The sequence below is a fragment of the Burkholderia sp. genome (assembly GCF_018375725.1).
GTDB lineage: Bacteria > Pseudomonadota > Gammaproteobacteria > Burkholderiales > Burkholderiaceae > Burkholderia.
Window position 1 is genome coordinate 1 of the sequence record NZ_JAHACR010000225.1, and the last position, 7,256, is coordinate 7,256.

Sequence of the window (7,256 nt, forward strand, 5' to 3'; positions counted from 1 at the left end):
ATTCTACGGCATCCCGCGGCTGGTCTTCCTGACGATGCCGCTCGCTTACCTGTTCTTCCACCTGTACTTCATCAATGCGTCGGCCGTCGCGCTCGCGAGCTACGTGGTGCCGTATCTCGTGCTGGCGAACATCGCGAACTCGCGGATGCAGGGCCGTTTCCGCCATTCGTTCTGGGCGGAGGTCTACGAATCGGTGCTGGCGTGGTACATCGCGCTGCCGACGACCATTGCATTCCTGAGCCCGAAGCACGGCAAGTTCAACGTGACCGACAAGGGCGGCAAGATCGAGGAGGGGTATGTCGACTGGTCGACGTCGAAGCCGTATCTCGTGCTGCTCGCGGTGAACGCGATCGCGATCGCCGCGGGCGTCTGGCGGCTGATCGCCGATCAGGGCGATGAAGCGGCGACGGTCCTGATCACGATGGGCTGGACCGTCTACAACCTCGCGATGCTCGGTGCGGCGCTCGCGGTCGCGCGCGAGGCGAAGCAGGTGCGCGTCACGCACCGGATCGCGATGCGCGTGCCCGCCACCTTGCTGCTGGCCGACGGCACGACGGTCGCATGCTTCACGAGCGACTATTCGGCGGGCGGCCTCGGGCTCGAAGCGGTGCCGGGCGTGAAGCTCGCGGTCGGCGACACGTTGTCGGTGTGCGTGAGCCGCGGCGACCGGTCGTTTCATTTCCCGGTGCGGGTGTGCCGCGTGACGCCGGCGCACCTCGGTGTCAGCTTCGACGCGCTGACGCTCGAGCAGGAGCGCCAGCTCGTGCAGTGCACGTTCGGCCGCGCCGACGCGTGGCTCGACTGGCATACCCGCGAGCGCGCCGATACGCCGTTGAGCGGTCTGAAGGAAGTGTTGAGGGTGGGCGCCGAAGGGTATGCGCGCCTGCTGAAAGGCGCATCACGCAGTGTGCAGTCGATGCTGGCCATGGATCGCCGGCATGACTGACATGTGGCGCCGCTCATGATGGAGTCGTCTCGATGACGTTCTGGAATCTGTATTTCATCCTGAAGTTCTACCTGTTCGCGACCGGCCATCTGCAGCCGATATGGCTCGCGAATCTTGCGTTCGCGCTGGCGCTCGCGGCGAGTGCGCCGGTCAGGCGGCGCGCGCTGCGCATCGTCCGGCAGATCGCCGCGGTGGCGATCGCTGTCCCGCTGCTCGCGCACGAGGCGCACGTGCCGCCGCTCGCAAGGCTGGTCGAGGCGGCCGGTGAGATGAGCACGTTCCGTTTCGAATACTGGATGGAACTGCTGCCGCGCGTCCTGCCGCCGCTCGTGGTGCTGGCCGCGATCGGCGCGGTCGTCGTGTATTTCGTCGTCAATCGCTGGCTGCGCGTCGCGACGATCGTACTGATCGCACTCGTGGTGCTGCCGGTCTGGCAGGCGGGCAGCGGGATGCTGGTGCGCATCGCGGGCAATGCGCAGGCGCAGTCGCCGGGCGCGACGCGCACCGGTCAGCCGGAAGACCACAACGCGGCGCTCGCGGCGTTCCGTGCGCGCGAATCGCAGCGGCAGGTCGGGTTCGGCCAGCTCGGCGACGATCCGGCGTCGCAGTTCGACGTGATCGTGCTGCATGTGTGTTCACTGTCGTGGGACGATCTCGACGCCGCCAAGGTACGGAATCATCCGATGCTGAGCCGTTTCGACTACCTGTTCACGAATTTCAGCTCGGCGGCGAGCTACAGCGGCCCGGCTGCGATTCGCGTGCTGCGCGCGACATGTGGGCAGGAAGCGCACAACGACCTCTACAACTCCGCGCCGCAGCAGTGCCACCTGTTCGCGCAGCTTGCGCGCGCCGGCTACACCACGCAGTCGCTGCTGAACCACGACGGCCATTTCGACAACTTCCTGCAGGTGATCCAGGACAACCTCGGCGTGCCCGACTCGCCGATGATGTCGAACGCCGCTGCGCCGGTCGCGATGCACGCGTTCGACGGCTCGCCGATCAAGGACGACTACGGCACGCTTGCGAACTGGTACGCGCAACGTGCCGCGACACCGGGGCCGGTCGCGCTGTACTACAACACGATCAGCCTGCACGACGGCAACCGCGTCGTCGGCAGCGCGCTGTCGAGCATCGATTCGTATCCGCAGCGCGCGACGAAGCTGATGAACGATGTCGACCGGCTGTCGGACCTGATCGCGGCGTCCGGGCGGCGCGCGGTCATCGTGTTCGTGCCGGAGCACGGCGCGGCGCTGCGCGGCGACAAGAACCAGATCGCGGGCCTGCGCGAGATTCCGACGCCGCGCATCGTGCATGTGCCGGTCGGCGTGCGGCTCGTCGGCTTTCAGGGCGATCACGGCGCGACGACCGTGATCGACACGCCGACCAGCTTTCTCGCGCTGTCGCAGCTGCTGTCGAATCTCGTGTCGAGCAGTCCGTTCAAGCCGGGCGTGACGCTGCCGCATTACGCAGCGGATCTGCCGCGCACGCGCATGGTCGGCGAGAACGAGGGGACCGTCACGATGCAGACGGCGACGGGTTACGCGGTGAAAACTCCGGACGGCGTATGGATCGACGAACAGTAATCCTGGCCGGCGAAGGCGACGACGATCGCCTGTCGCAGCCGAATGACGTGCTCGGCCTCGCGCGGCACTTGCCCGCGCTCGATCCTGAGCGCTATGTCGACGAACAGGCGCGCCGCGCCTATAACGAGGCGCTCGAGCGCTGGCCGACGCTTGCGCAACTGATGGGATTGCGCGGGGCGGGGCAATGAAGCCGCGCGAACGGCAGGCGGGCGGCCACAACGCCGACTACGTCGGCGTCGAGCTCAAGTACGGTTGGTGACGCAAGGGCGCGCCACGCGCAGGCCGGTTGCCACGGGATTGGCAGGATCGCGGCTCCATTCACACCAGCCGCCGTCATAGACGCTGATGCATTCCCAGCGCATCAGCCACGCGTAAAAAAATGCGAGCGAGGCACGCCATCCGGTGCCGCAATAGAACGCGATGCGGCGTCCGGGGTGGATGCCGGCCTGCCGCCAGAACGCCAGGATCTCGGCATGCGGTTTCATCGTGCCGTCCAGGCGCTGGTAGTCGCTCATGCTTTGCACGTCGCCGTCGCGGCCGGCACGCCCCCAGCGTGCGCCGGGAATATCACCCCGGGCCTCGATATAGTCGTAGCCCGAAGTCCGGCCGACGAACTCGCTCCAGGTGCGGACGCTGACCAGCACGCCGTCTTGCCGCGCCAGCAGCTGCCGCGCCTGCCCGGTATCCATCAGGTAGTCGGGGCGAAGGGGCCGGCGCGCGCCGAAATCGGCAAGCGCCGGGAAGCCGCGCGGCATCCCCGTCTCCATCGCGCCGCCGGCGGCCTGCCACGCCGCGAGGCCGCCGTCGAGCAGGCGCACATCCGACACGCCTGCGTACAGCATCAGGTGGGCGGCCCGCGCTGCCGCGAGGGTGCTGCGGCCGTAAAGAATGACCGTGGTGTCGCGGCAGATGCCGTGGGCAGGCAGCGCGCTCAGCAGTTCATGGTCGGGAACCTTGTTCCACAACGGGCCGCGCTCGAGCTCCGCGGTGTCGATGTAATTTGCCCCGGGAATGTGTCCCCGCGCAAAAGCCGCGGCGTCGCCGTAGCCGACCTCGAACAGCCGCCAGGCCCGTGCCGGAGGCGTGTCGACCGGCAAGCCCGCCGTCAGCGCAGCGAGCCATGCCGGATTGACCAGTTGGCGGCGCGTTCGCTCATCCGCATTCGCTGACGGCGCGGTGTCATGCGCTTCAAGTCGGGAAAGCGGGAGGGCGGGATGGCTGCTGGGCATTCAGTGACTTCTTTACCGTGCGGCTGCGGAAAGCGGGCGGCGCGCGCCGGGCTTGTCGAAACCGATTGAAATCAGGCCCGCATTGCTGGTCGTTCTGACCCCAGGCGGAACCTGGTCGAAAGGCGAGCTGGTCGCGGACAAGTGTAGGGTTTTCCGCGTCTTTTGTCCTGTTTTGCACACGACGGGATCCGAACCGGACGGCTGTGCTGCTTGATGCTGGGGGTGCAGATGGCATGTCGCGCCGGCCCGTTCAGCCCTTACTGCGCGCTCAGCGTCAGCGCGTGGGTCAGGTCGCCCATTGGCTGACCGTCATTTGCCTTGAGTGCGTCGTCGCGCAGGTGCTCGCCAACGATCAGGCCACGCTCGATGCGGTGCTGCGCGCGTTCGAGGCATTCCAGCAGATGCTGACCGACGTCTATCAGGCCGGATCGACGCCGGCGAGCCGCTGAGCGGGGCGGGCGTGCTATGCTCGCTCGCTGACGTGCGCGCCGAGACGCCATGCCGTGCCGCGCCGTTCGATCGATCAGCCAAGGAGAACAACATGTCGATGCGTACATCCCCTTCCTTCGTCGCGCGCGTGCTGGCCAGCGCCGCGTGCGTTGCCGCCGTGCTGCCCGCGCAGGCGCAGAGCAACCTGAACTTCCTGACCGACACGCCGATCAGCTATTTCAGCAAGGCGGACATCGCATCGTTGTCGAAGGCCGTGCAGCAGGTGCGCAATGACGGCAAGGACGGCGAGACGGTCGAGTGGAAGAACGACGGGCGCAGCACGCAGATCGACGCGAAGCTCACGCCCGCGACGGCCGACCGCGACGGCAAGACCTGCCGCGAGATCAAGACGGAGATCGAGGCGAAGGGGCAGACGATGACGCTCCGGCCGGTCTATTGCAAGACTGCCGCGGGCAAGTGGCAGCTGCAGAAGCGTTGATCGCCCGCCCGTTCGCATCACATCCATGAGACAGGGCGGCGCGCCACGCACGTTGTCGTGCGGCATTGTGATCCTCGACGATGCGGGCCGCGTGTTCCTCGCGCACGCGACGGACACGACGCACTGGGACATTCCGAAGGGGCAGGGCGAGCCGGGCGAATTGCCGATCGAAGCCGCGTTGCGCGAGCTGCGCGAGGAAACCGGCATCGTGCTGGCGCCCGAGCGGCTCGTCGATCTCGGCCGCTTCGAATACCGGCGCGAGAAGGACTTGCACCTGTTCGCGACGCGTGTCGCCGATGGCGAGGTGGACGTCGCGCAGTGCACGTGCACGTCGCTGTTTCCGAGCCGGCGCGACGGCTCGATGATTCCCGAAATGGACGCGTACCGCTGGACCGTGCCCGACGAAATCGATGCTTATGCGAGCCGCAGTCTCGCGCGGCTGTTCCGGACCAGGCTGTCGCTCGCCGAGCTGCATCGCACGCTTTGAGCCGTCCCGCGACGGCCGGACGATGTCATTGATGGAGAGACAGACGGCCCGCCCGCGCGCCGGAAGCGGCGTGCGGGCAGGCCGTGCGATGCGTCAGGCCGGCTTGCCCCAGCTGTCGCGCAACCCGACGATCCGGTTGAACACCGGCTTGCCCGGCTTCGAGTCGTAGCGATCCGCGACAAAGTAGCCGTGACGCTCGAACTGGAGGCGGGTTTCCGGCGCGACGTCGCCGGCGCCCGGTTCAACGTACGCGTGCACGATCTTCTTCGAATCCGGGTTCAGCGCCTCGAGGAAGTTCGCGCCGCCCGCGTCCGGATGCGGCTCCTTGAACAGTCGGTCGTAGATGCGCACTTCCGCGGCCTGCGCATGCTTCGCGCTGACCCAGTGGATGTTGCCCTTGACCTTGTAGGTGTTCGCGCCTTCGGTGCCCGACTTGCTGTCCGGGAAGTAGTTGCAGTGCACGGCGGTGACGTTGCCGTCGGCGTCCTTGTCGAAGCCGGTGCATTCGATCACGTAGCCGTAGCGCAGCCGCACCTTGTTGCCGGGGAACAGACGGAAATAGCCCTTCGGCGGATTTTCGTTGAAGTCCTCGCGTTCGATCCACAGCTCGCGCGAGATCGGGAACGTGCGCACGCCGCGCTCCGGATGATGCGGATGCACGGGCGCCGTGCACGCTTCTTCCAGGTCTTCCGGATAGTTGTCGATGATGAGCTTCAGCGGATCGAGCACCGCGACCGTGCGCGCGGCCTTTTCGTCGAGATCGTCGCGCAGCGCGCCTTCGAACACGCTCATGTCGATCCACGAATCGACCTTCGTCACGCCGATCCGCTCGCAGAACAGATGGATGCTTTCCGGCGTGAAGCCGCGGCGGCGCACGCCGACGATCGTCGGCATGCGCGGGTCGTCCCAGCCGTCGACGTGACCTTCGGTGACGAGCTGCAGCAGCTTGCGCTTGCTGGTGATCGCATAGGTCAGGTTCAGGCGCGAGAATTCGATCTGCTGCGGCAGCGGGCGCGTGAATACGCCGGCGTCGGCCAGTTCGTTCAGCACCCAGTCGTACAGCGGGCGATGATCCTCGAATTCGAGCGTGCACAGCGAATGCGTGATGTTCTCGAGCGCATCCGAGATGCAGTGCGTGTAGTCGTACATCGGATACACGCACCATGCATCGCCCGTGCGGTAGTGGTGCGCATAACGGATCCGGTAGATGACCGGATCGCGCATGTTCATGTTCGGCGAAGCCATGTCGATCTTCGCGCGCAGCACATGCTCGCCTTCCTTGAACTCGCCGGCCTTCATCCGGCGGAACAGGTCGAGGTTCTCCTCGGCCGAGCGCTCGCGGTACGGCGACGGCTTGCCGCCTTCCGTCAGCGAGCCGCGGTTCGCGCGCATCTCTTCCGCGCTCTGGCTGTCGACGTAGGCCTTGCCGCGCTTGATCAGCAGCTCGGCGAATTCGTACAGCTTGTCGTAGTAGTCGCTCGCGAAATACTGGTGGTCGACCGCGTCCTTGCGCCAGTCGAAGCCGAGCCAGCGCACGGAATCGACGATCGAGTCGACGTATTCGATGCTTTCCTTTTCCGGGTTCGTGTCGTCGAAACGCAGGTGGCAGACACCGCCGTAGTCGCGGGCGATGCTGAAATTCAGGCAGATGCTCTTCGCGTGACCGATGTGCAGGTAGCCGTTCGGCTCGGGCGGAAAGCGCGTCTCGACGCGGCTGCCCCATTTGGCCGTGCGGTTGTCGTCGTCGATGATGTTGCGGATGAAGTTGGAGGCCGCGGGGGCGTCGTTGCGTTCGGTGCTCATGCGGAAATGGTCAGGTTTGGGCGGCGCGTGCTGCGCCGGTTTAATCCGTCAATTCTACCTGAGCGGGGTGCCTCCCGCGCGGCCCGGGACAATGTCGCGCGCATGGCGCGCCGCGTCACGCGCAATATCTCGACATTGTGTCTGCTGTAACACGAGGTAAATCGATTTGCTTGCCGCATTCGGCCCTTTCTATGATGGGCCATCGATTCAATACCGTCGTGCGCATGGCGTGGGGCGGGAGGTCAACAAGAAAATGATGATGAAGAAAACCACGTTTATC

8 protein-coding genes are annotated in these 7,256 nt (G+C 66.0%); 6 read left to right on the plus strand and 2 right to left on the minus strand.

All coding sequences use genetic code 11. The annotated features are described in order from the left end of the window. The 3 genes from KH616_RS18915 to KH616_RS18925 all read left to right on the plus strand — a co-directional run. Positions 1–946 (plus strand): PilZ domain-containing protein (locus KH616_RS18915; RefSeq protein ID WP_292249671.1); only part of this gene is annotated, 946 nt, incomplete at its 5' end. Between the two features lie 32 nt (positions 947–978). Beyond that, complete coding sequence (bcsG, locus tag KH616_RS18920; RefSeq protein WP_292249672.1) at positions 979–2,529, plus strand: cellulose biosynthesis protein BcsG; 1,551 nt, start codon at positions 979–981, stop codon at positions 2,527–2,529. Beyond that, positions 2,511–2,717, plus strand: coding sequence for a hypothetical protein (locus KH616_RS18925; protein ID WP_292249673.1), 207 nt, complete (start codon positions 2,511–2,513; stop codon positions 2,715–2,717). The genes bcsG and KH616_RS18925 overlap by 19 nt, the downstream gene beginning before the upstream one ends. Before the next feature lie 54 nt (positions 2,718–2,771). Here the strand turns inward: KH616_RS18925 and KH616_RS18930 are convergent, their stop codons facing one another. Further along, entirely contained in the window at positions 2,772–3,758 is a 987-nt protein-coding gene (locus KH616_RS18930; RefSeq protein ID WP_292249674.1) for a rhodanese-like domain-containing protein, read from the minus strand. A 281-nt stretch (positions 3,759–4,039) separates the two neighbouring features. Between KH616_RS18930 and KH616_RS18935 the strand changes: the two genes are divergently transcribed. The 3 genes from KH616_RS18935 to KH616_RS18945 all read left to right on the plus strand — a co-directional run bounded on the left by KH616_RS18935 (position 4,040) and on the right by KH616_RS18945 (position 5,173). After that, positions 4,040–4,207 (plus strand): hypothetical protein, encoded by a 168-nt coding sequence (locus KH616_RS18935; protein WP_292249675.1) that lies wholly within the window; start codon positions 4,040–4,042, stop codon positions 4,205–4,207. Positions 4,208–4,299: 92 nt separating this feature from the next. Then, entirely contained in the window at positions 4,300–4,686 is a 387-nt protein-coding gene (locus tag KH616_RS18940; protein WP_292249676.1) for an RT0821/Lpp0805 family surface protein, read from the plus strand. Between the two features lie 25 nt (positions 4,687–4,711). After that, complete coding sequence (locus KH616_RS18945; RefSeq protein ID WP_292249677.1) at positions 4,712–5,173, plus strand: NUDIX hydrolase; 462 nt, start codon at positions 4,712–4,714, stop codon at positions 5,171–5,173. A 93-nt stretch (positions 5,174–5,266) separates the two neighbouring features. Here the strand turns inward: KH616_RS18945 and KH616_RS18950 are convergent, their stop codons facing one another. Then, on the minus strand, positions 5,267–6,976 hold the full coding sequence (locus KH616_RS18950) for a glutamine--tRNA ligase/YqeY domain fusion protein (RefSeq protein ID WP_292249678.1): 1,710 nt from the start codon (positions 6,974–6,976) through the stop codon (positions 5,267–5,269). Positions 6,977–7,256: the final 280 nt, after the last annotated feature.

Excerpts from the sequence above, each read along its gene's own strand:
- KH616_RS18940 (WP_292249676.1), top strand. The coding sequence starts at position 4,300 with ATGTCGATGCGTACATCCCCTTCCTTCGTCGCGCGCGTGCTGGCCAGC.
- KH616_RS18950 (WP_292249678.1), bottom strand. The coding sequence starts at position 6,976 with ATGAGCACCGAACGCAACGACGCCCCCGCGGCCTCCAACTTCATCCGC.
- bcsG (WP_292249672.1), top strand. The coding sequence starts at position 979 with ATGACGTTCTGGAATCTGTATTTCATCCTGAAGTTCTACCTGTTCGCG.
- KH616_RS18925 (WP_292249673.1), top strand. The coding sequence starts at position 2,511 with ATGGATCGACGAACAGTAATCCTGGCCGGCGAAGGCGACGACGATCGC.
- KH616_RS18945 (WP_292249677.1), top strand. The coding sequence starts at position 4,712 with ATGAGACAGGGCGGCGCGCCACGCACGTTGTCGTGCGGCATTGTGATC.
- KH616_RS18930 (WP_292249674.1), bottom strand. The coding sequence starts at position 3,758 with ATGCCCAGCAGCCATCCCGCCCTCCCGCTTTCCCGACTTGAAGCGCAT.